Genomic DNA, 19,799 nt, shown 5'->3' on the forward strand with positions numbered 1-19,799 from the left:
AGTGAAGTTATATATAACTAACGTCGGGCACGAAAACATCACTATGGCTCTCACTCATAACTCTTCCAGTCATCCAACAAATACTAAAGAGAACTGGATAACAAATTACACGATACACTTCTCAGCGACTGGGCAAAAAAAGAGGGCGGCTAATACCACCCTCTAGATCTCAAAAGACCTTGACCAGATCAAGATTAACAGAAGATTCTGCTCCCCCCAACTGGACAAGAGTAAAACACAGTACCTCAGAACGGAACGTCGTCCATTCCGGAGGCCTCGGACGGAAATGCCGGACCAAGGTCTTCTTCCTGCTGCTGCGGAGCGCCCTGGTTGTAGCCGCCCTGGGGCTGGGGCTGATAACCGCCCTGGCCGCCTTGGCCGCCCTGCTGCTGGTAGTTGTTCTGCTGGTATCCACCCTGCTGCGGAGCGCCAGCGCCTTCCTGGGCGCGATCCAGGCCCTGGACACGGTCGGCCACGATCTCGGTGGTGTAACGCTCAGCGCCGTTCTGGTCCTGCCACTTGCGGGTCTGCAGCTTGCCCTCGACCATGACCAGACGGCCCTTGCCGAGGTAGTTGGCCACGAATTCTGCGGCCTGACGCCAGGCCACCACACGATGCCACTCGGTGCGCTCCACGCGCTGGCCCGTGTTCTTGTCGCGGTATCCTTCGTCAGTCGCCACGCTGAAGTTGGTCACGGCCTGTCCGGACGAGGTGTAAGAAACTTTCGGGTCCTGCCCGATCCTGCCGATCAGAATTACCTTGTTCAGGCTGCCTGCCATATTATCAATCCTCCTGCGTGGACTCGAGACCGCACGGTGCGATCACAATCCCTTTGCGGTTTGTTCCAGTTCATCCAGGGCGTCTTCCAGTTCATAGCTCAGCTTGTCCGCCGTCCTGGCGTCCCATTCGCCGAGCGCCGTTTCCATCCTGCGCCGAATATCCTCGGCGCGGCGAGCGCCCTCTTCCAATGTATCGGCCTGTTCCGGGGGCAGCAGGGCCGCATCCACGGCTGTGAAGGCCGCATGGGCCAGTTCCATGACGCCCCGCGCGGGGTTCATGAACTCCCCTTTTTCCCAGACCAGCTTGTTCAATGCGGGCCAGGCCTTCTCCACGTCCTTTTCGTCAAAGGTCGATGCACTGACCCGTATCTGGAGAATCCTGCCCATGCAAGCTATTCCTCGTCCCACTCGCTCTGAACCCGGGCCACCACGTCCTGAATGACGGTGAGCTGGTCCTCGGGGCAGATGCCGAGCAGGGGTTCGCCCGCGTCCACATTGTCGCCGCGGGTAAAATAGACCGAATAGATGATGCCTTCCGGGCCGGTGTAGGCCAGCGGGGTCTCGCGCTTCATGCGGGAGACGATGAGCATTTCCATGCCGTCGTGCACCTTGACCGAACGCTTGCCCGAAACCTTGAGCTTCTGGTCCACTTCAGGAACGAAGTAGTACTTGGCGCGTTCCGGGGCGCGGAAAAGATGCAGCGCCTTTTTCAGGATCAACTCGATGACTTCCTTGCGGGTCAGGAAGTGGCGGATGGTAAGCAGTTCCTCACCGGCCTCCACGAACTTTCCTTCCAGCTCGGTGCGAACATTGACCACCTCGCCCTTTTCCGGGGCGGCGATGGGTTTCTTGTTCTTTTCGCGGGTCAGGTTGGCCAGCAGGGTGCCGGGCTTTTCATTGTAACTGCCGCCACGGCCCCGGACCTTGTCGCCGGGGTTGATGTCCGCGAACTCTATGGTGCCGGTATGCGGCGACTTGATGACGATTTCCTTGTACGGGTTGGCTTTTATATCTTCAAGCAATTCCTTGATATTCAGCAATGTTATTCCCCTAGGGTTGTTTATGAGGCAACGCCGGTGCAGCTAGCGATAATAGAGGTTCCTGCCACCCATGGTCAAGAGCGCCTGGTGCAGGTTTTTCCGGACCTCGCGGCGGTCCCAGATGCCCTGGATATGACCGCGCGAAAGTGCCTGATATGCCTTGTGATATTTGGGCGGGACCACCATGCCGGTGGTTTCGGCTATAACGCCCGGACCGGCAAAGCCGATGTTGGAGGAGCGCACCGCGAACTGATACGGCGAGCATCCCAGGAAACTTGCCACCGGGCCTGCGTAGGAATTGGTGTCGTAAACCACCAGGTACAGGCCCCCGGCATCGATGTAACGGCGCACGGCCAGGGTGCAGCGCGGCATCTGGATCACGCCGTTGACGCCCTCCTGGATGCGGATGCCCGCCGTGCCGTGCACATAGGCGATGAACGGATAATGCTTCTGCCGCGCCCGCTCGGCCGCCAAAATGAATTTTTCCCCCTCGGCAGCGCCCACGGTGCCCCCCCGGAACGGCGCGATCAGACTGGCCACCACCACCCGCACGCCCTCGATATCCGTCTCGAAGGTCACGCAGGCGCTCTTGCGGCCGGTCCGTTTCTTGGCCTGGTCCACCTTGAGCTCGAAGGCTTCGTAATTCAACGGGTTGCCGGACTCGATGTCCGCGTTGAACTCGGTGGCCTGCAGATAGTTGAACACGTTGTAGAAATACCACTCGTATTCCATGGGGAAATGATGGCCGCAGCTGGTGCAGACCCCGGCGAACTCGGAAAAGAGATCCGGTGCCCAGAGATCCTGGCAGCCGTGGGTGCGCGCGTTGGGGCAGGAAACGGCCTTGTCCTCCTGGGAACGAGGACTCAGCCAGACCCAGGAATCCTCGATGATGCAGGCCCCCTCCTCGGGGCAGGACAGCCGCGTCAATTCCTCGCGGGTCTTTTCCTCCACCCTGGCGGAGGACTTCTTGACCACGTTCAGGCGCTCCAGGGTGCCCTTGACCGGGCGGACCACCTTTTCGCGCACCAGATGCGCCTCGGCCCGCATCTCCTCCATGAAATCTTCCACATGCCGCTTGGGCCGCCTGAGCCCGTCGCTGAACAGGGAATGCACGGCCCACCCAAGGGGCTCCAGCCCGCTGCGGAACCGCTCCACCAGGGAGCGGCCGTCGTGGTAGGCGTGATGGGACATGGAACGGAAACGCTCAAACCGTTTTTCCAGCAACCGGCCCCGGGCGCGGTTGCTCAGGCTCCAGCGCACATAGATGCTCTCCGGGTCCAGCGCCCCGGCCTTGCGCCTGCGGCTCTTGAGGGCCATGGCCCGGAAGAGCTTCATGGACTTGACGCTGGAGACCACCTCGTTGGTGGCCTGAATGACCTCGCGCCGCAGGTCCTTGTAAAATTCGTAATGCTCGGGCCGTGCACCCAAGGCGGGCTCGTGAATGACGCGATCGATATAGCCGTTCCGGAGGTTGTCCTCGGCAGTGATGCCGAGCTGGGCCGCGCATTTTTCCACCAGTTCGGAGCTGGCGCGGTTCCCCCCGCGCAGTCGTCCCTCGATGGCGGCGGCCCCTTCGGGCGAGATGACCGAATAATAACCGTGGGAGAACATCAGCCTGCGGTCGGCCAGCCCCACGGCCTCGGCCCCGCCGGAACCGCCCTCGGAAAAAACGGCGATGACCGGCACGCGCAGCGCGGCCATCTCGTAGAGGTTGCGCGCGATCTGCTGGGCCGCTCCGGGGTAGTCCTCGATGGGATAGGAACCCGGCGTGGAAACATAGGTATGGATGGGAATGTTCTCGGTTTCGGCGACCTTCATGTAGTGCAGTGCCTTGGCATTTCCCCAGGGCTTGACCGAACCGCCGTTGCGGAATTCCTCGCCATGCCCCTTTTCCTGGCCGATGACCATGACCGGCTGGTTGATGACCTTGTTGCCCACGCGCCGGGTGATGTTGGCCCGGGCAATAAGCATGCTGGGGTCGATGTTGAACTCTCCCCGACCGCCGATCTCGGTGTAGTTGTCGTAGACGTTTTCCAGAATGTCCTTGAGACAGATGCGCTGCGGATGACGGACGATGCGGACCCTGTCCATGGGCGTGAGTTCCGCCTCCAGCTTGCGCTCCACAAAGGAGAACAGGTCCTCTATCTGCTGGAACTCCCGGCTGCGCGCCTTGATGTCCATGCCGGGCAGCCGGTCGAGAAATTCATCGAACTTGGCGGCCAGCAGCTCCAGCGTATCCACCCGCTTGGCGCCGAAGATATCCCCGATGTATGTCAGGCGGTCCCTGAGGGCCTGTATTCTCTTGTCGCTGTCCATGGCCTAGAATTCCAAAATGTTTGCGGTGCGTTCCCGGAGAAAGGCGATATTGGTGTGAAACTCGGCGACGCTGCCGTTGCACTCGCCCTCCAGCACCAGGGAATCGAGGAACCGCAGGCCGCGCTCCCGGGCCTGCTCCAGGCTCTCGCCCCAGACAATGGCCAAGGCCAGGTTGGGGTCGTATTCCATGGGAATCTCGTAAGCGCGGTCCCGGGGAACCTGGGTGGAAAGCTCCAGCCAGGGCTCCGCCTTCCAGCCAATTCCGGAGATCTTTCCGGCGCAGGGGGAAAAGCCCGCGGCCGGATTTTCGGCGATGATACGGTACTCGATGCCCACGCCGTCAAAGGAAATATCGTTCTGGCCGTAATTGAGCTCGCCGCCCAGGCCGAGCCGGATCTGTTCCTTGATAATGTTCACGCCGTTTTCGCCACGGACCCGGGAAATGACGGCGGAAACGCCGTTTTCCACCTGGATGCGGGTATTGACCTCCATGAGGAAGGGTTCGCCCTTGGGCGTCACGATCCACTCCCAGGTGCCCACGTTGTCGTAGCCCACCTCCCCGGCCATGGCCAGGGAATGGCGAGTGATGTCGTCCAGCACCCGGGTGGCGTCAAAGGCATAGGGGATGTCGCCGGGCGCAAAACCCGGGGCCACCTCGAGGCGCTTCTGCTTGCCCGTGCTCTGTACCGAGCAGTTGCGGGTGCCGAAATGCACGTGTCTCTTGCCGCCCCGCTGGGAAACGACCTGCACTTCCAGATGGTTGAAGTCGAAGATGCGCTGCTCGATAAGCACACCCTCGTCATTGAAATTCCGTTTGGCGTAGTTGCGGATGCGCCGGAACACGGAGCGGAACTGCTCCAGATCCTGCACCTCCTCGATGCCCATGCCGCCGCCCCCGGCCGAGGCCTTGACCAGGACCATGCCGTCCCGGATGCCCTGGGCGGCCTGGAAGTCGAACAAGTTGCGGGCGATGGTCTCGGCCTCCATCTCGTTGTAAACCGGGCGGTCCGAACCGGGGATGGTGGGAACGCCGAGACTGCGGGCGATGCGCTTGGTGTTGATCTTGTCGCCCAGCTCGCGGATGACCCACCAGGACGGGCCGATGAAGACCATGGGGCGGTCCCGGGAAGTGGTGCGCCGGGCAAAACGGAAATCCTCGGCGAAAAATCCGTAGCCGGGGTGCACGGCCGTGGCCTGGGACTGATCCGCCACCGCGAATATCTCGTTGGCGTCCAGGTAGTTGCTGATGTTGTAGACGCAGGAATCGCCGCCCATTTCGCGGGCGAGATCCACATGGCCCGAATCCCTGTCCGCGTCCGTGCGCAGGCAGACGAATTCATGGCCGAGCTCCGCACACGCCTTCATGATGCGCATGGCGATCTCGCCGCGGTTGGCAATGAGAATCCTGTGTTTTTCGCTCACATCAAAGCCTAATCGTCCTGCTCGGCGCGCTTCGCCTTCTTGAGAGCGATAAGCCGTTTCTGCACTTCCAGGACCAGCTTGTCCAACTTGATCTGCTGCCTGCGATCAATGTTCTGGAAATTCATGCCCACGATGCCGTTTCCCACCACGCGCATGACCTTGACCTGCACCTTGCCCAGAAAGACCTTTTCCTTGAGCATGAGCGTGGCCAGAAGGTCCACGCCTTCCTTGAAGACACCGGCGTCATCGGTGATGGCAAACCCGGTGGCGCTCAGGTCCTTGACCGAAAACTCGCCGGAAAAACCTTCGAAGCGGGCGTTGAAGCCGGGCACCTTGGTCCGGAAGGCCTGCCGCTGGCGGTCGTCCTCGTTGGGTATGTTTATCTCTAAATTCATAGGCGTCCCCCAATACATGAGCTGTAATGGTTAAAACACCCCAAGGCCCCCACTCCCTGGGCAACGGTTCCTATTGCCCGGTGACTCGCTTCTCAAGGACGAATTCGACCCGGCGGTTCTTTGCGCGTGATTCCGGCGAGGTGTTCGGATAGATGGGGTTCATATCTGCCAGCCCGGTCGCGGTCAACCGGGTTGACTTGATTCCCATCCTGAGAAGCTGGCGCAACACGTTGACCGCACGCATGGCCGAGATTTCCCAGTTGTCCTTGAACCTGCCCTTGCCGGAAGGCTGTGTGTTGTCGGTATAGCCGAGCACCTTGATCTGCTGATCCGGGTGCTGAATGAAAAAGTTGCGCAGCACGAGAATGACCTGTTTGCCCCTGTCGGTCAATTCCACCTGACCAGGCAGGAACAGGACATCGCCGGGCACCCTCAGGGTGATGACGCCGTCCTCGAAGTTGGCGCTCACCACGCCTTCCACGCCCTTCTTGGTCTGCAGGGTCTTGACCTCGGCAAAGACCTTGCGCTGCGATTCCACGATCTGGCGGCGCATGAGGGCCTGGTCGATGAGCACCCCCGCTTCCTCGCGACTGATACGGCTGGTGGAAATTTCCCGGAGCTTGCCGCTGATGGCCTGGGTCACCGAGGAAAAGGTCTTGGAAAACTTCTCGGTATCAATGGTGGACATGGAATAGAGAAGCACGAAAAAGACCAGCAGCAGCATGGAGAGGTCCGCAAAGGTGGTCAGCCACTCCTGCCCATCTTCCTCCTCCTCTCGCGGAGGCCGGATCAACAAATCGTCGGACATGTGCTAGTCTCCTCGTTCGGAAGGTGACAGGAAGGAGGACAGCTTTTCATACACCAGACGCGGGTTGTTGTTTTCCAGAATGGATTTCGCGCCTTCGAAGATGATCTCCAGGTTGAGCTGTTCCTGCAGGGTCCGGGCACGCAGCTTGGCCGCGATGGGAATGAAGATGAGCGTGGACATGGCCGAACCGTAGAAGGTGGTCAGCAGGGCCACTGCCATGGCCGGGCCGATGGCCTTGGGGTCGTTGAGCCTGGAAAGCATCTGCACCAGACCGATGAGCGTCCCCATCATCCCGAAGGCCGGGGCCAAGGCCGCCAACCGCTTGAACACGTCCTGCCCCACCTGATGGCGGCGGCGCAGACCGTTGATCTCGATGGCCAGGGTGGCGTGGATGAGCTGGGAATCCGCGTTGTCCGCAATGAGCTGGCAGGATTTCTTGAGCACCATGTTTTCGGTCTGCACGTTTTCCAGGGCCAGCAGACCTTCGCGGCGGCTGATCTCCGCAACCTTGACCATGATGTTGACCACGTCGCGGGCCTTGGTCTTTCTTTGCTGGAACATCTTGAAAGCAGCGACAAAGGCCTGTATGACCTCTTCAAACGGAAATGCGACCATGATTGCGGCAAGGGTGCCGCCTATGACGATCATCATACCGGGGATATTGACGAAAATATCGATAGCGCCACCCAGGATGATGGCGCCGACCACCAGAGAGAGACCTACAACCAAACCGAGTAGAGTCGCAATATCCATAAATTACCACACCTTAAGCTAATAACAACCCGTTAATTCCGGCCACGGCAACAGCCGTGATCAAAGGAGTCGATTATGAACTATTATGAATCTGTTAAACACACTGCTTCGTATATACAGGAAAAGTTGAACAAAATACAAGCGGGAACCGTAGCCATGGTTACCGGAAGCGGCCTGGGGGGGCTGGCGGACGACATTCAGGATCGCGTCGAGCTTCCCTATGACGACGTTCCAGGGCTGCCGGTCTCTTCCGTAAAGGGGCATGCCGGCAAGTTCATCCAGGGCACCCTGCAGGGCACTCCGGTCATCGCCATGGCCGGCCGCGTCCACCTCTACGAAGGATTCAGCGCCCGCGAGATCACCACGGCCATCCGCGCCCTGTACGAATGCGGAGTGCGCACCCTGCTGCTGACCAACGCGGCCGGGGCGGTCAACCCGGCCTTCAACGTGGGAACGCCCATGCTCATCAGCGACCACATCAACTTCATGGTCGGCCACAGCCCACTGCGCGGCGAAAATTTCGAGGAATGGGGCGAACGCTTCCCGGACATGAGCTGCGTCTATGACCGTGGCCTGCGCGAACTGGCCATGCAGTGCGCTCTGAAGCTGAGCATCCGCATGGAGGTGGGCACCTATCTGGCGGTCATGGGCCCGACCCTGGAAACCCCGGCGGAAACCCGCATGTACCGCGCCATGGGAGCCGACGCCGTGGGCATGTCCACCGTGCCCGAAGCCATTGTCGCGCACCACATGGGCATGCGCGTGCTGGGGATCTCCTGCCTGACCAACAAGAACCTGCCCGACTGCATCCAGGAGGTCACCCACGAGGAAGTCCTGGAGCAGGCGGACAAGGCCTCGGCCGACATGATCCCCCTCGTGCTGGAAATCCTAAAGAATATTGGCTAGTCAGCCGATGATGCTGTGGGGTGGATGCGAAATCCGCCCCATGGTATCCTGCTGACGAATGAACACATGACATGGGATGAAAGCATGAAACGATACGCCCTCCTCCTGACCGCCGTCCTTCTGGCCGCCTTTGTGCTGGCCGGCTGCTCCACCATCAAGGAAAGCGCCAAGGATACGTATGAATTCATGTTCGACCGGGAACCCAAATCCGGCCCCGTGTACACCGAGGACGACACGCCCATCATCGAGCTCAACAGCGATGCCGCGGACGATCTTTACCGGAACGTAAACCAGGGCGACGAACTTCCCAAGGGCTCCCCCGTGTACGTGCGCAACTTCACCAACGAGGACAACCCGGACGATACGGCCCGCTTCGGCAGAGTCGTCGCCAACCAGGTGGCCACCCGCCTGGCGCAGCGCGATCTGCTGATCACGGACGGCGCGCCCAGGCCTCTGCAGCCGCTCCCAGAACCCGAGCCCATACCCGAGGACAACGCCACCGACGGTTCCTGGTTCTCACAGAAAAAGGAACTCCCTCCCCGCCCGTCCATGCTCACCGGCACCTACTACATCGGCGACACGATCATCTATATGAACGCCAAGCTCATCCGTCTGGAAGACAGCGTGGTCATTTCCAGCGCCAGTTGGACCCTGCCCATCAACGACAACGTGCGGGAACTCCTCCCCCAGCTCAAGCAGCCGGGCGGCCTGCAACCCGCTGTACGTAACCATTTCTAACCGCATTTGCTCCCGCCGCGAACTTTTTTTCATCTTTCAATTGATTTTGATTTTCAATATCGATATTGTTCCCGAAACGACGGAGGGAAATCCATGTCACCTGCAAGAGAACTCGGCATACTCAATCGGGAAGGAATGAAGGCCCTGGCCGACGGCAACACGGCCAACGCAATATTTCTGCTTTCGCAGGCCCTGGACAAGGCGCACTGCTTCAAGACCAGCCTCAACGAGGCCAAGATACACAACAGCCTCGGCCTGGCGACCTTCATGGCCGGCCAGCAGAACAAGGCCCAGTCGCACTTCGAACGCGCACTTCACTGCGTCCGCGAGGAGCTGGGCGAGGACAACCAGCTTTACAAGCGCATCGCCTCGAACATGGACAAGGCAAACAGAGGAGACATTGCAGCATGACCACCACCCCATCCCTTTCCTCCAAATGGAGCAGGCAGTTCACCAAGCGGGCCTTCTCGGCCTTCAGCAGCGCAAAACCGGCATCCGCCCAGGTCAGGGACAAGCACAGGCCGACACAACAGGCGCAAGCATAAAAAAAGGGACCGTCAGATGACGGTCCCTTTGCTTTGGTCGGCTATTTCTTCTTTGGAGCGGCCTTGGATTTCTTTTCGGCCCGTTCCACCTCGGCAGCCATTTCCTCCCAGGCGGGCGGCGTATCGCCAAAGGCCCTTCTGGCCTCCCGGTATCCCAGGTTGAAGGCCTTCACGTTCACGGCCCGGATCTTCTCGGGCAGGGATTCCTCCATGCTCTTGCGCATGACGTTCTGCCGGGTGAACGGCAGCAGATATGTAAGCGCCCCGAGGACGATGGTGTTCATGGCCTGGGGAATGCCAACCTTCTCCTTTGCCATGCGAGTAAACGGCAGGGCAAGGAAATGGTTGGTGGGCGGCTGGGCAACCATGTCGGATTCCAGCACAAGCACCCCGCCCGGCTTCAGGTACGGATAATACGCGTTGCAGGCCTCCTGGGACAGGGCCACCAGCAGGTCCAGGTTCTCGGCCTTGGGAAAGCTGATACGCTTGGAGCTGACCACCAGGTCGCACCGGCTGGAGCCGCCGCGCGCCTCGGGCCCGTAGCTCTGGGTCTGGGTCACGTTGAAGGAGTGCCCCAGGGCCAGTCCTGCTCCCATGACCCGGCCCAGGGTGATGATGCCCTGGCCGCCGAGGCCGGAAAAACGGATTTCAAACCGATCGAGTTCGATGGACTGTTTCATCTATCCTTCCTTCCTGGCCTTTCGCAGGTCCGCCTTGAGCTTGTAGTAGCGCTCTTCCAGGCCGGGTTGATCGCGTTCAATGAAGGTGCCGATGGGGAACTTGTCGCCCCGCTTTCCCTCTTCGATTTCGTTGTAGCGCTCAATGTCCATGGCGTTGGACTTGAGCCATTTGTACATGTCCACAGGGGTCTTGTACTTGTTCTTGCGTCCGAACTGGGTGTGGCAGGGGGTGATGATCTCCAGCATGTTGAAGCCGGGGCGCTCAATGGCCGTGACCATGAGCTTTTCCAGCTTGCGCACATGGAATACCGTGCCCCGGGCCACGAAATTGGCGCCGGCGCCCTTTGCCAATTCCACGGTGTCGAAGCTCTTTTCCAGCTGACCGAAGGGAGCGGTCATGGACACGGAGCCCGCGGGCGTGGCCGGAGAGCTCTGGCCGCCGGTCATGCCGTAGATGTTGTTGTTCAGCACCAGGGCGGTGACCCCGATATTGCGGCGGGCCGCATGGATCATGTGGTTGCCACCGATAGACAGGGCGTCGCCGTCGCCCATGATGCAGATGACGTTGAGCTTGGGATTGGCCATCTTGATGCCCGTGGCAAAGGTCAGGGCGCGTCCGTGGGTGGTATGGACCGTGTTGAAGTCCACGTACACGGCCAGCCTGCCGGAACAGCCGATACCCGCCACGATGACCACGTCGTCCTTGGGAATCTGAAGCTGATGCACGCTGCGGATCAGGGTTCCGAGCACGATGCCGTGCCCGCACCCCGCACAGAGCACATGCGGGAATTTCTTGTTGTGCCTCAGGTACTGATGAATGATTTCATTGCCTGTTACTGTCATGGCGCTACCCCTGCATGATGACCTTGAGGATTTCGGACGGGGTGATGATCTGCCCGTCAAAGCGATTGATGGTGCGGACCGAGGCCCGGCCACAGTTGACGCGCTTCACTTCGCGGGACATCTGCCCCATGTTCATCTCGGGAACGATCAGGCGCTTGGCCTGGCCGAGGATCTTCTCCGTGGCCCTGCGCGGGTACGGGAACAGGGTCTTGAGCTTCAAAAGCCCGGCCTTGACCCCGGCCTCGCGGGCCTGCTGGATGGCGAACTCCGCGGAACGGGCCACGCTGCCGTAGGCGACGACCACAACTTCCGCGTCCTCGGTCTGGCGTTCCTCCACGATCTGGATGTCGTAGAAGAACTGGTCGATCTTGCGGTGCAGGCGTTCCATGTGGTCCACCACCTCGTCGGGACGGGAGGTGGGGAATCCGTTCACATCGTGGGTCAGGCCCGTGACATGGAAGCGGTAGCCCGAGCCGATGGGCGGCATGGGGGCCACGCCGCGCACGGTTTCCTCGAAGGGCTTGTACCATTCGGGCGGCATGGTCGGCACGATGCGGGAAACCACCTCGTACTCGTGGGGATGGGGAATCTTGATCTTTTCCCGGGTATGGGCCGTGATTTCGTCCAGGAGCAGGATGACCGGGGTGCGGTATTTTTCGGCCAGGTTGAAGGCCGTGATGGTCATCTCCAGACATTCCTGCACGTCCGAGGCGGACAACACGATGATGGGATGGTCCCCGTGGGTTCCCCAGCGGGCCTGCTGCACATCGCCCTGGGCCGGGCTCGTGGGCAGGCCGGTACTGGGTCCGCCGCGCATGACGTTGACGAGCACCAGCGGCGCTTCGGCCATGCAGGCATACCCCAGGTTTTCCTGCTTCAGAGAAAAACCGGGGCCCGAAGTGGCGGTCATGGCCTTTCTCCCGGCCAGGGAAGCGCCCACCACGGCGCCCATGGAAGCGATCTCATCCTCAAGCTGAATAAAAACGCCGTCTTTGGTCAGGGGCAGGCGGTTGGCCATGATCTCCATGATCTCGGACGACGGCGTGATGGGATAACCTCCGTAAAACGAGCATCCGGCCATCAATGCGCCCTCGACAACCGCTTCGTTGCCTTGGGCGAAAATTTCCTTGTGTTTCTTGGGTCTTGCCATGAGCTTGCGATTCCTCGCTTCTTAGGAGTTGTTGGGCTCCCCAGTTTCTTTGTCGGTAACCACGATGGCGAAGTCCGGGCAATGAAGCTCGCAGAAACCACAATGGATACAGTCTTCTTCACGAACAACACTACTCTTCCCATGCTCGTCCAGCTCCAGCACCTTTTTCGGACAGAACTCGACGCACACGCCACAGCCCTTACACCAGTCCGGGTAGACTGTAACTTTACTTTTTCCCTTGCTTATTTTGGCCATAACCTCGTTCCAAATGGAATGTTAAACGTTACTGCCAGGTAACCGTTACATATTGTTCCGGCCCTAGCACTACGAGGTGCGTAAAGCAAGCGTTATGGGACTTTTCCTGATGAATTATGTTCTGAGAACAACGTCGGCGAGCGCATTTATGACGCAAGCGGCCAGGGGTGAGCCGCCTTTTCTTCCCTTTATGGAGATAAAAGGGATTTCGAGCTGCATGAGCAGATCCTTGGATTCGGCGGCGTTGACGAAGCCCACGGGCATGCCCACCACCAGGGAGGGACTGACGCGTCCCGCCCGGATGTGCTCCACCAGACGGATGAGCGCGGTGGGCGCATTGCCGATGACCCAGACGGCCGGATCCATACCTTCCACAGCAACGTCCACGGCGGCCAGGGCGCGCGTGGTTCCACGGGTCCGGGCCAGCTCGGCGACCCGTTCGTCGTTCATGAGGCAGCGGACCTCGCAGCCGAGAGGGTCCATGCGCCGGACGGGAATGCCGCGGCGGGCCATTTCCGTATCCGTGACAATGGTACGGCCCGATCTCAGGGCCGCCAACCCGGAGTCCACGGCGTCGGGTCCGAAACGCACGATATCGAGCATCTCGAAATCGGCCGTGGTGTGGATCATGCGGCGCACGATCTCCCACTGGATGCCCTTGAAGGGGCGCGGCTCGGGGACTTCGGAGTCGATGATGCGAAAAGATTCGGCCTCGATGGCTTCGGGCCGGACCTGGAGGATGGTGATTTCGTCTGTCATGTATTTTTAAAAAGATGCGCCCAAGATGGCCGGTGCGGCCGAGGAGCCGATACGGTCGGCCCCGGCTTCGATCATGGACACGGCGTCCTTGTAGCCACGGATGCCGCCGCAGGCCACAATGCCCAGGCTCTCGCCCACGGCCTCGCGCAGAAGGCGCACATGGGAAACCATGGCCTGGCCCCAGCCGTAGCCCGTGGAAGTGACCACGTACCGGGCCCCGGCCTCCACACAGAGCTTTCCGGCCAAGGCGACCTGCTCGGGGGTGAGCAACCCGGCCTCCACAATGACCTTCACCGGCACCTTGTCGCTGGTGGCGGTGATCACGCCCTGAATGGTCTGGATCACCGTCTTGTGGTCGTCGGCCAGGAATGCGGCCAAACCGAGCACCATGTTTATTTCCCGCGCGCCGAGCTTGACCGCCTCGCCCGCCTCGAAGGACTTGACCTGCGGCAGGGTCGCTCCCGTGGGGTACCCCACGGCGCAGATGGGAATGGGAGATTCGTTCTTGAGCAACCAGGTGGCCAGCTTGATGTGAACGGGATTGACCACGACACCGTAACACCCCAGGCGCACGGCCTGGGAACAGACCGTGTCCACGTCCGCCGCCGTGGCCTCGGGCCGCAGCAGCGCGTACTCGATCTTATGGGCGAACTCCGACTGGTTCCTGGTCATCTACCTGTCCCTTGCCTGATAACGCGACAGCTGCCTTTCCAGACGGCGACTGTACGAGGTCAATACATAACAGATCAGGAAGTACATGACCAGAATGGTCAGGTAGATCTCCATGGGGGCGTTCAGGGTGCGGTTGCTGACCTGCTCGGCGCAGCGCGTCAGCTCCAGCACGCCGATGGTGGACGCCAGCGAGGTGTCCTTGGTCAGGGACACGAACTGGTTCACGAAAGACGGGATCATGTTGCGCAGGGACTGCGGCAGGATCACCAGGCGCATGGCCTGGAAATGGGACAACCCGGAACCGCGCGCCGCCTCCATCTGCCCCTTTGGCAGGGCCTCGATGCCCGCGCGCACGATCTCGGCAATGTAAGCACCTGTGAATACCACCAGGGCCACCACCGTGGTCTGGAGCTCGGGCACGGAATAGCCCACGATGACCGGGGCAAGGAAGTAGAACCAGAAAATAAGCAGAAGCAGCGGGGTCCCGCGAACAATCTCGATATAGACCAAGGCCGCATAGCGGATGATCTTGTTCTTGCTGTTGCGCATCAGGCCGAACAAAAGGCCGACCCAGAAGGCCAGGAATATGGAGATGGCGGCCAGCAGGATGGTCATGGCCAGACCGCCCAGGGGGCCTTGCGGGAACGCCCCCCAGAGGAAATAATCAAAGTTGTTTATAACCGGATCAAAACGCATGGCGAGCTCCCACTAGTACGAGATTTGTCTCAGGAAATGCTTGTTGTAGAGGTTGATGCACAACGACACCACAAGCGAAATGGACAGATAGATCAGGGTGGCCACGGTAAAGGCCTCGAAACCGTGGAAGCTGTAGGATTCGATCTGTCTCGCCATGTAGAAGATGTCCATGACACCGATGACCATGACCAGGGACGAGTTCTTGATCAGGTTCAGGGATTGGGAAATGAGCGGCGGAATGATGATCCGGAACGCCTGGGGCAGGATCACGAAACGGTAGGCCTGGACAAAGGACAGGCCGCCCGCCCGGGACGCCTCCAGCTGGTTCTTGGGAATGCTGTAGATGCCGGATCGGATCTCCTCGGCAATGAAGGCCGAGGTATAGACGGTCAGGGCGATAACGCCCGCGGCAAACTCGAAATCATGGGCATAGAGCCACTTGTTGACGAAATCAGGCAGCACCTGGTTGGAGCCGTAATACCAGAAATAGATCTGCACGAGCAGCGGCGTGTTGCGGAAGAATTCCGTGAACGCCAGGCCGAACCATTCCAGCGGCTTGAACTTGGTCATGCGCATGACGGCCACGGCCGTGCCGAGCAGCATGGCCAGCAGGAGCGAGACAGCCGAGATCTTGAGCGTCGTAACGAAGCCGCTCACCAGCCAGTCCGCATATTCCCCAGACAGAACGAGTTGCCAATCAAACTGATAATTCAAAATCCGATCCGTTCCGTTTGAGGGGCGCGCCCGAAAGCGCGCCCCGTTTATTCACTTTGCTACGAGCGCGGCGCACGGCTTACGGCCACAGTTCCATCTGCCAGGTCAGGGGCAGGTAGTACTTGGTGTCCTGGCCGAACCACTTGTTGTAGATCTTCTCGTAGTCGCCGTTGCGCCACATCTTCATGAGGGTGGCGTTGACGAAATCGCGGAAGTTGGATTCGTTTTCGGGCAGACCCAGGCCATAGGGTTCTGCGGAGATGTAATCGCCGGCGATGACCCAGTTGTCCGGGTTTTCGTCGGAGTTCTTGAGGCCCAGCAGGATGGTGGAGTCGGTGGTCACGGCGGCGACCTTGCCCTGCTTCAGGGCCAGGAAGGCCTGCGGGTAACCCTCGAAGGAGAGCACGGTGCACTCGGGCTGGGCGGCCTTGATGTTCTTTTCGGAGGTGGAACCCTTGGCGGTGCCCACCTTCTTGCCGGCCAGATCATCGACGGAGGTGATGCCGCCGTCCTTGGCGACGAGGATCTTCTGGCCATCCATGAAGTAGGTGATGGAGAAGTCGATGACGTCGTCACGGGCGATCTTGTGGGTCATGGTTGCGGCGGCCACGTCGATGGAGCCCTGGGCGACCATGGGGATACGGGTGGCGGAAGTAACAGCCTTGACGTCGAGCTTCACGCCCAGTTCGTCAGCAAGATACTTGCAGACGTCCACATCGAAACCGATGATCTGGTTGGTGGCTTCGTCCACATACCCGAACGGCACCACGGCGTCCTTGACGCCCACGGTGAGCACGCCCTTTTCCTTGACGGCCTCGAGGCGGTCCTTGGCTGCGGCCTGGTCGGCCGGGGCGGCCTGCTCGGCTTTCTGGCCGGTTTGTTCGGGAGCCTGGGAGCAGCCCATAAACGCCATCAGCGCAATGGCCGCCACCAGCAACACCAACGGTTTGGTGAACGTCTTCAGCATGTTACAACCTCCTCAGATTGTTGTTTCATTTATCCGCTTCGAGCGGAATCTATTACAGGATTTCCTTGAGGAAAGCCTTCGTGCGCTCATGCTTGGGGTTCTTGAAGAATTCATCCGGCGGAGCCTGTTCCACCACTGCGCCGCCATCCATGAAGATGACGCGGTCGGCCACTTCGCGGGCAAAACCCATTTCATGGGTCACGCAGAGCATGGTCATGCCTTCGCGGGCCAGGTCCTTCATGACGTTGAGAACCTCGTTGATCATTTCCGGGTCCAGGGCCGAGGTGGGCTCGTCAAAGAGCATGACCTTGGGCTTCATGGCCAGGGAGCGGGCAATGGCCACGCGCTGCTGCTGGCCGCCCGAAAGTTCTGCGGGATACTTATGGGCCTGGTCGTGGATGCCCACGCGCTCCAGCAGGCTCAGGGCGACCTTTTCGGCTTCATCCTTGCCCATGCCCTTGACCTTGATGGGAGCCAGGGTCACGTTCTTGAGCACGGTCAGGTGGGGATACAGGTTGAACTGCTGGAACACGATGCCGATCTCGGCGCGGAGATCGTTGATGTTCACGCTCTTGTCCTGGATATCCTTGCCGTCAAAGAGAATCGTGCCCTTCTGGTATTCCTCCAGCCGGTTGATACACCGGATGAAGGTGCTCTTCCCGGATCCGGAGGGGCCGCAGATGACCAGCACTTCCCCTTTTTCCACGGTTTCCGAGATGCCCTGCAGGACATGAAAGTCGCCATACCACTTGTGAAGTTTGTTAACTTCGATCATTGCCATAATACATTCACTCCAAAATATTGTATGATGCCCTGACGCAAAAACCGCGCGGCAACTCGGCGCGGTCTTCATGGCCGGGAGGTCTCCACATTAGCCCGTCACTTATGCTTGTAAGTTGCAAAAAAGTCAAGGTAACGAACGATTTCGGAACCTCCTCTTCCATTTGTTTCCAATTATGTAACACACTCCTCCGCCAAAACCGCCACCGCGTCTTCCCCGGCCACGAAAACACCCGCCAAGCAAGGTTTTCATCACGAAAACGTCCTTCTGAAACGACGGCGGCAGCCGCAAATCCCCTTATCATTTTGCGAAACAGGCAAAGAAAAGGCCCACAATGGGGATATTGGGCATAAAATGACACAAACGAGTCATTTCAACCAGGATTTTCTACTTTTCGCGAGATATTGACGGAAAATTATCCGTATATTCGACATCCATGTCCGGCAAAACCCACATGGCCGAGGCGGACGGAAAAGATTTTTTCAAAATCGCCCGTCCCTGTTCGGGCCCGGCAATGAACAGCGAGGTGGCCAGCGCATCGGCGCGTTCGGCGTTTTCGGCCACGACGGTCACCCCGATACTGTCCGAGGCCGAGCGCAGGGTGCCCACGTCCAGGATGTGGTGCCTGCGCACCTCCCTGCCGTTTTCCTCATGTATAATATATTGGTAGTAGTCGCCCGAACCGCACACGCCCTTCTCCCGCACCTGGATGGTGCCCAGGATGCGGTCCTCGCGCGGATGCCGGATGCCAACGGTCCAGTCGCAGTCTCCGAAACAGTAGAAATCGCCCCCGGCCTCCACAATGCCGGCCTGTATACCGCTCTTGCGCAGCGATTCCACGGCCGCGTCGATGATGGCCCCCTTGGCGATGCCGCCCAGGTCGATGGCCATGCCCGGCTTGGGAAGGGTCACCCGCCGTTCTTCGGGATCGAGGCGTACCAGCCGGTAGTCGATGAGATCCCGCTTGGCCTGGGCCACCTCCTCGCTGCGGGCGAAATACAACGGCGAAACCGTTACCGCGCCAATGGTGATGTCGAAAATGCCGTCGGTCTTCCTGCCAAAATCCAGGGCGCGCTCGATGAGCTGGTAGGTGTTTTGGGAAACACGCGCTCCCCTGCCCCCGGCGCGTAGGTTGATGCGCCCCACCGAACCCTCGCGGTAGCGAAAATCATACTCGTGCTGCAGGGTGGCGATGCGCCTGCGGGCCTCGGCTGCGGCCTTGTCCGCCACGTCCTTGTCCGGCGCAACCAGGGTCATGCGCAACACCGTGCCCATGGCCGAACCGCCGTACAGGTAGGTGCCGTCGCCGCTCACGGGCGCGGGCGACTCCATCTGCATGGGCACCAGGGCCAGCAAAGCCACCATCAGGACCACGCCCACCCCGCTCACCAGCCTGCGGTCGAAAATCTCGCTGCGCCGCAGGGCGCTGATGAGCATGGGCAGACACAGGGCCACGCCCAGCACGCCGAAGACCCGGAACACCGGAGCCACTTCCATGGATTCCCGCAGGATGAGCCCGCCTGCAAGCGGCCCGATCACGAACCCGAGGCTTGCCGCGCCGTTGGCCAGCCCGAAGACCTTGCCCTGTCCGTGCCCGGAAAGGGCCGCCAGGCTCATGGTGGAGGGAATGGAGATGATGCGCCCGAAACCGATGCCCGCCCCGGCCAGCACCAATCCCCACAGCCCGTCGAACTCGCCAAGGAGATAGAGGGCCAAGGAACTGACCAAGATGCCCAGGGCGGCTGTCAGGGTCTGGTTCGGCAGGCGTATGCGGCCGGGAATGAGGGCCAGGCCGACACAGGCCACGAAGCTGGGAACCGTGCAGACCAGGCCGATGACCAGGCTGTCCCTGGACAGTTCCTGGGCCAGGAGCACCGGGAAAAAGGCCAGGAGCACGGCCACGCCAGCGGTGCGGCCCAGGATGGCCAGAAGCAGCTCCGCGAACCCGGTCTCCGGGCGTTCCCGCTCCCGGGTTTCATGGGCCTCCGGCGTCCGCCGGGTCACCAGCTCCCGAGGCACGAACCACAAAAAAACGACCAGCCCGGCCAGCATGGAGGCGGCCAGAAACAAGATCACCGGCGTGAAGGAACGCTCGTAGTACAGCACGCCGCCGAGCAGCGGCCCCAGGAAAAAGGCAGCATTCATGAGGGCCGAATAGCGCCCGAACACCACGCCGAGCCGGTTCGTGGGCGTAGCGGCCCCCAGGATGGCCATGCTCACGGGCTTGATGAATCCTCCGGCCAGCCCGAGGCCGAACTGGAGCACGTGGAACCAGTAGAGATCCGAAACAAGGAAATGCCCCAGGGGCAGCAGCGCCCCTGCAACGGAAGCCCAGAGCAGCACGGGCCGGGGGCCGAAGCGGTCCGCCCACATGCCGGCCAGGGGGGCCAGGATCAGACGGGCCAGAAAATAGCCGGAAAACGCCGTGCCGATCCAGGTGCCGCCCACCTTGGCGTCAAACCCAAACAGGGGCAGCGCAAAGGAAAGCACGCCGAGGCCGACAGTACCCAGGAAACCGGCCAGCATCACGGCCGGGATCGTACTTCTGCCACGGGCAAAGTCTATCCCCACAGGACGACC

At 60.4% G+C, this 19,799-nt stretch carries 23 protein-coding genes; 4 read left to right on the forward strand and 19 right to left on the reverse strand.

The features are described 5' to 3' along the window. Positions 1 to 245: 245 nt before the first annotated feature. The 8 genes from FGL65_RS13610 to FGL65_RS13645 form a co-directional block, all read right to left on the reverse strand. Positions 246 to 779 carry a single-stranded DNA-binding protein gene (locus FGL65_RS13610; protein ID WP_147821794.1) on the reverse strand — a complete coding sequence of 178 codons (534 nt, stop codon included), beginning with the start codon at positions 777 to 779 and terminating at the stop codon, positions 246 to 248. Positions 780 to 821: 42 nt separating this feature from the next. Further along, positions 822 to 1,166, reverse strand: coding sequence for a hypothetical protein (locus tag FGL65_RS13615; RefSeq protein ID WP_147821796.1), 345 nt, complete (start codon positions 1,164 to 1,166; stop codon positions 822 to 824). A gap of 5 nt (positions 1,167 to 1,171) precedes the next feature. Then, positions 1,172 to 1,819 carry a biotin/lipoyl attachment domain-containing protein gene (locus FGL65_RS13620; protein WP_147821798.1) on the reverse strand — a complete coding sequence of 216 codons (648 nt, stop codon included), beginning with the start codon at positions 1,817 to 1,819 and terminating at the stop codon, positions 1,172 to 1,174. A gap of 42 nt (positions 1,820 to 1,861) precedes the next feature. Beyond that, a complete protein-coding gene (locus FGL65_RS13625; protein WP_147821800.1) occupies positions 1,862 to 4,135 on the reverse strand; it encodes a carboxyl transferase domain-containing protein in 2,274 nt (757 codons plus the stop codon). Positions 4,136 to 4,138: 3 nt separating this feature from the next. Next, positions 4,139 to 5,557: a biotin carboxylase N-terminal domain-containing protein gene (locus tag FGL65_RS13630; RefSeq protein WP_147821802.1), complete on the reverse strand. Its 1,419-nt coding sequence runs from the start codon at positions 5,555 to 5,557 to the stop codon at positions 4,139 to 4,141. Between the two features lie 8 nt (positions 5,558 to 5,565). Further along, entirely contained in the window at positions 5,566 to 5,952 is a 387-nt protein-coding gene (locus tag FGL65_RS13635; RefSeq protein ID WP_147821804.1) for a PilZ domain-containing protein, read from the reverse strand. 70 nt (positions 5,953 to 6,022) lie between these two features. After that, entirely contained in the window at positions 6,023 to 6,760 is a 738-nt protein-coding gene (locus tag FGL65_RS13640; protein WP_147821806.1) for a flagellar motor protein MotB, read from the reverse strand. A gap of 3 nt (positions 6,761 to 6,763) precedes the next feature. Beyond that, a complete protein-coding gene (locus FGL65_RS13645; RefSeq protein ID WP_147821808.1) occupies positions 6,764 to 7,513 on the reverse strand; it encodes a motility protein A in 750 nt (249 codons plus the stop codon). A 75-nt stretch (positions 7,514 to 7,588) separates the two neighbouring features. Between FGL65_RS13645 and FGL65_RS13650 the strand changes: the two genes are divergently transcribed. From FGL65_RS13650 to FGL65_RS18280, 4 genes are all read left to right on the forward strand, one after another. Then, the gene (locus FGL65_RS13650; protein ID WP_147821810.1) at positions 7,589 to 8,419 is read left to right on the forward strand and encodes a purine-nucleoside phosphorylase; all 831 of its coding nucleotides are present in this window, start codon (positions 7,589 to 7,591) and stop codon (positions 8,417 to 8,419) included. Positions 8,420 to 8,503: 84 nt separating this feature from the next. Then, on the forward strand, positions 8,504 to 9,157 hold the full coding sequence (locus FGL65_RS13655; RefSeq protein ID WP_147821812.1) for a FlgO family outer membrane protein: 654 nt from the start codon (positions 8,504 to 8,506) through the stop codon (positions 9,155 to 9,157). 93 nt (positions 9,158 to 9,250) lie between these two features. After that, complete coding sequence (locus tag FGL65_RS13660; protein WP_147821814.1) at positions 9,251 to 9,568, forward strand: tetratricopeptide repeat protein; 318 nt, start codon at positions 9,251 to 9,253, stop codon at positions 9,566 to 9,568. Beyond that, positions 9,565 to 9,702, forward strand: coding sequence for a hypothetical protein (locus FGL65_RS18280; protein WP_187170392.1), 138 nt, complete (start codon positions 9,565 to 9,567; stop codon positions 9,700 to 9,702). The genes FGL65_RS13660 and FGL65_RS18280 overlap by 4 nt, the downstream gene beginning before the upstream one ends. A 41-nt stretch (positions 9,703 to 9,743) precedes the next feature. On the opposite strand, the gene FGL65_RS13665 is transcribed toward FGL65_RS18280, so the two are convergent. The 11 genes from FGL65_RS13665 to FGL65_RS13715 form a co-directional block, all read right to left on the reverse strand. Then, the gene (locus tag FGL65_RS13665) at positions 9,744 to 10,382 is read right to left on the reverse strand and encodes a 2-oxoacid:acceptor oxidoreductase family protein (RefSeq protein ID WP_147821816.1); all 639 of its coding nucleotides are present in this window, start codon (positions 10,380 to 10,382) and stop codon (positions 9,744 to 9,746) included. After that, positions 10,383 to 11,225 (reverse strand): 2-oxoacid:ferredoxin oxidoreductase subunit beta, encoded by an 843-nt coding sequence (locus tag FGL65_RS13670; RefSeq protein ID WP_147821818.1) that lies wholly within the window; start codon positions 11,223 to 11,225, stop codon positions 10,383 to 10,385. It abuts the gene before it with no gap. Between the two features lie 4 nt (positions 11,226 to 11,229). After that, on the reverse strand, positions 11,230 to 12,375 hold the full coding sequence (locus FGL65_RS13675) for a 2-oxoacid:acceptor oxidoreductase subunit alpha (protein WP_147821820.1): 1,146 nt from the start codon (positions 12,373 to 12,375) through the stop codon (positions 11,230 to 11,232). 21 nt (positions 12,376 to 12,396) lie between these two features. Further along, on the reverse strand, positions 12,397 to 12,630 hold the full coding sequence (locus tag FGL65_RS13680; RefSeq protein ID WP_147821822.1) for a 4Fe-4S dicluster domain-containing protein: 234 nt from the start codon (positions 12,628 to 12,630) through the stop codon (positions 12,397 to 12,399). Between the two features lie 114 nt (positions 12,631 to 12,744). Continuing rightward, positions 12,745 to 13,389, reverse strand: coding sequence for a precorrin-8X methylmutase (locus FGL65_RS13685; protein ID WP_147821824.1), 645 nt, complete (start codon positions 13,387 to 13,389; stop codon positions 12,745 to 12,747). A gap of 6 nt (positions 13,390 to 13,395) precedes the next feature. Further along, positions 13,396 to 14,061, reverse strand: a complete 666-nt coding sequence (gene deoC / locus FGL65_RS13690) for a deoxyribose-phosphate aldolase (RefSeq protein WP_147821826.1) — start codon at positions 14,059 to 14,061, stop codon at positions 13,396 to 13,398. After that, positions 14,062 to 14,757 carry an amino acid ABC transporter permease gene (locus tag FGL65_RS13695; RefSeq protein WP_147821828.1) on the reverse strand — a complete coding sequence of 232 codons (696 nt, stop codon included), beginning with the start codon at positions 14,755 to 14,757 and terminating at the stop codon, positions 14,062 to 14,064. Between the two features lie 12 nt (positions 14,758 to 14,769). Next, the gene (locus FGL65_RS13700) at positions 14,770 to 15,471 is read right to left on the reverse strand and encodes an amino acid ABC transporter permease (RefSeq protein ID WP_147821830.1); all 702 of its coding nucleotides are present in this window, start codon (positions 15,469 to 15,471) and stop codon (positions 14,770 to 14,772) included. A gap of 79 nt (positions 15,472 to 15,550) precedes the next feature. Next, entirely contained in the window at positions 15,551 to 16,438 is an 888-nt protein-coding gene (locus FGL65_RS13705) for an ABC transporter substrate-binding protein (RefSeq protein ID WP_250645494.1), read from the reverse strand. 52 nt (positions 16,439 to 16,490) lie between these two features. Beyond that, complete coding sequence (locus tag FGL65_RS13710) at positions 16,491 to 17,219, reverse strand: amino acid ABC transporter ATP-binding protein (protein ID WP_147821832.1); 729 nt, start codon at positions 17,217 to 17,219, stop codon at positions 16,491 to 16,493. Positions 17,220 to 17,606: 387 nt separating this feature from the next. Next, positions 17,607 to 19,790, reverse strand: coding sequence for an MFS transporter (locus tag FGL65_RS13715; protein WP_147821834.1), 2,184 nt, complete (start codon positions 19,788 to 19,790; stop codon positions 17,607 to 17,609). Positions 19,791 to 19,799 lie beyond the last annotated feature (9 nt).

The sequence above is a fragment of the Salidesulfovibrio onnuriiensis genome, from assembly GCF_008001235.1.
Lineage (GTDB): Bacteria > Desulfobacterota > Desulfovibrionia > Desulfovibrionales > Desulfovibrionaceae > Pseudodesulfovibrio > Pseudodesulfovibrio onnuriiensis.

Excerpts from the sequence above, each read along its gene's own strand:
- FGL65_RS13610 (WP_147821794.1), bottom strand. The coding sequence starts at position 779 with ATGGCAGGCAGCCTGAACAAGGTAATTCTGATCGGCAGGATCGGGCAG.
- FGL65_RS13615 (WP_147821796.1), bottom strand. The coding sequence starts at position 1,166 with ATGGGCAGGATTCTCCAGATACGGGTCAGTGCATCGACCTTTGACGAA.
- FGL65_RS13625 (WP_147821800.1), bottom strand. The coding sequence starts at position 4,135 with ATGGACAGCGACAAGAGAATACAGGCCCTCAGGGACCGCCTGACATAC.
- FGL65_RS13635 (WP_147821804.1), bottom strand. The coding sequence starts at position 5,952 with ATGAATTTAGAGATAAACATACCCAACGAGGACGACCGCCAGCGGCAG.
- FGL65_RS13640 (WP_147821806.1), bottom strand. The coding sequence starts at position 6,760 with ATGTCCGACGATTTGTTGATCCGGCCTCCGCGAGAGGAGGAGGAAGAT.
- FGL65_RS13645 (WP_147821808.1), bottom strand. The coding sequence starts at position 7,513 with ATGGATATTGCGACTCTACTCGGTTTGGTTGTAGGTCTCTCTCTGGTG.
- FGL65_RS13650 (WP_147821810.1), top strand. The coding sequence starts at position 7,589 with ATGAACTATTATGAATCTGTTAAACACACTGCTTCGTATATACAGGAA.
- FGL65_RS13655 (WP_147821812.1), top strand. The coding sequence starts at position 8,504 with ATGAAACGATACGCCCTCCTCCTGACCGCCGTCCTTCTGGCCGCCTTT.
- FGL65_RS13660 (WP_147821814.1), top strand. The coding sequence starts at position 9,251 with ATGTCACCTGCAAGAGAACTCGGCATACTCAATCGGGAAGGAATGAAG.
- FGL65_RS18280 (WP_187170392.1), top strand. The coding sequence starts at position 9,565 with ATGACCACCACCCCATCCCTTTCCTCCAAATGGAGCAGGCAGTTCACC.
- FGL65_RS13665 (WP_147821816.1), bottom strand. The coding sequence starts at position 10,382 with ATGAAACAGTCCATCGAACTCGATCGGTTTGAAATCCGTTTTTCCGGC.
- FGL65_RS13670 (WP_147821818.1), bottom strand. The coding sequence starts at position 11,225 with ATGACAGTAACAGGCAATGAAATCATTCATCAGTACCTGAGGCACAAC.
- FGL65_RS13675 (WP_147821820.1), bottom strand. The coding sequence starts at position 12,375 with ATGGCAAGACCCAAGAAACACAAGGAAATTTTCGCCCAAGGCAACGAA.
- FGL65_RS13680 (WP_147821822.1), bottom strand. The coding sequence starts at position 12,630 with ATGGCCAAAATAAGCAAGGGAAAAAGTAAAGTTACAGTCTACCCGGAC.
- FGL65_RS13685 (WP_147821824.1), bottom strand. The coding sequence starts at position 13,389 with ATGACAGACGAAATCACCATCCTCCAGGTCCGGCCCGAAGCCATCGAG.
- deoC (WP_147821826.1), bottom strand. The coding sequence starts at position 14,061 with ATGACCAGGAACCAGTCGGAGTTCGCCCATAAGATCGAGTACGCGCTG.
- FGL65_RS13695 (WP_147821828.1), bottom strand. The coding sequence starts at position 14,757 with ATGCGTTTTGATCCGGTTATAAACAACTTTGATTATTTCCTCTGGGGG.
- FGL65_RS13705 (WP_250645494.1), bottom strand. The coding sequence starts at position 16,438 with ATGCTGAAGACGTTCACCAAACCGTTGGTGTTGCTGGTGGCGGCCATT.
- FGL65_RS13710 (WP_147821832.1), bottom strand. The coding sequence starts at position 17,219 with ATGGCAATGATCGAAGTTAACAAACTTCACAAGTGGTATGGCGACTTT.